We start from the raw sequence: 1,498 nt of genomic DNA on the forward strand, positions 1-1,498 counted from the left end.
CCGTAGTAGTGGGCCCTGCGGGCGGCGGCCTGGGCGCGCTCGGGCGGGAAGCCTTCCAGGTGGGTGACGATGGCCTGCACCGCGCGCAGCTGCGAGAGCACGTCGTCGGAGTCGAAGACGGCGCGCACGTAGCTGAGGACTTCGTCGCCCAGCCCCGCGGCTCGCCCTTCCCAGTAGCCGCGGCTGCGGTGGCGCAGGTCCGCGCGGTGCTGGGGCAGGTGCGCCTCGTGGGTGCTGTAGAGGCCACTGCCGCGCCGGGCGTGCGTGGCCACACGCACGTCGTCCGCGTAGGCCTCCAGGCTGGCGTCGGTGACGCGCAGCCAGACTTCGCTGCCGACGAGGCGCCAGGGCACCGAGTAGAAGCGCCTGTCGAAGAGGACGTGGCTGTCCTGGTGGACGCGCGTGGCCTTCCAGACGACGGGCGTGAAACGCTTCGCGGGCAGGGGCCGGAGGGTGGGTGCCTCCTCCTCGCGCAAGACATCCATGGGGCGCCGGCCCGTCGTCCCATGCCGCCGGACGTTGGCCACTTCCGCCAGCCACTTCTTCAAATCCGCGCGCACGACGTCGACGTCCTGCCCCTCGCGTCCCTTGAAGAAGTTGGACTGGACGTATTTGACGCCCGCTTCCACCTTGCCCTTCTTCTGGGGCGCGTACGGCGGCGTCGGGTCCACCTTGAAGCCGTAGTGCCGCGCCACCTCGCGGTAGCTGCGGTTGAGGGCGGACGGCTCGTCCGGCGTGAAGGCCGCGCGCAGCACGGCGGCCTTCAAGTTGTCCGGCACCACCGTCTCCACCACGCCGCCCAGCTGCTCGAAGGCCTCCACGTGCAGCCGCAGCCACGTCGGCAGCGACTGCTCGAAGACGACGTCCGCCACCAGGTAGCGGCTGTGCGCCAACACCAGGACGAAAACCCAGGCCTTCCTCAGCACCTTCTGCCGGGGGCACCGCAGCTTCCACACGTAGCCGAAGTCCACCTGCGCCACCTCGCCTGCCTGGGTGACGACGGGGATGGCGACGTCCTCCGCCCGCACGCCCCGTGCTTTGCGCAGCTGCCGCACCATCCGCTTCACCGCCGAGTCGCTCGCCGTGAAGCCCTCCACCTCCAGCCGCAGCCTGTCGTGAATGGCGCGCGCCCCCAGCCCCTGGGCAAGCCACGCCTCCACGCGCGGCTGCCAGGCCAGAAGCGACGACGTCTGCTGCGCGGGCAGCCTCGGCGGCAGGTGCTGCAGTACCAACGCCTTGAGCGTCTCCAGCTCGGGCACTTCCTCCGGCCGCCCCTCCAGCATCCCCGCCGTCGTGAGCGCCGCGCGGTACGCCCGCTCCGTATTCGGGCCCATCCCCAGCAGCCGGGCCACTTCGCGCGCACCCGTCCCCATCCGGTGCAGCCGCACCAGCTCTCTCAACCTGTCCATGTCGACTCTCCGGTAACTCATCCGCGCGCGCCCCTCCGCACACCGCTCCGGCGGTGCTCGGTGGGGCGCGAGGATGCATGGGATGACCG

The 1,498-nt window shown here is 71.3% G+C and carries 1 protein-coding gene; it reads right to left on the minus strand.

Features of this window, described 5'->3' with window-relative positions; all coding sequences use genetic code 11:
- Positions 1–1,409, minus strand: a 1,409-nt coding sequence (gene istA / locus D7V97_RS42950) for an IS21 family transposase (protein WP_158623576.1), incomplete at its 3' end; no start/stop codon positions are given.
- Positions 1,410–1,498 lie beyond the last annotated feature (89 nt).

This window comes from Corallococcus sp. CA053C (assembly GCF_003611675.1).
Lineage (GTDB): Bacteria > Myxococcota > Myxococcia > Myxococcales > Myxococcaceae > Corallococcus.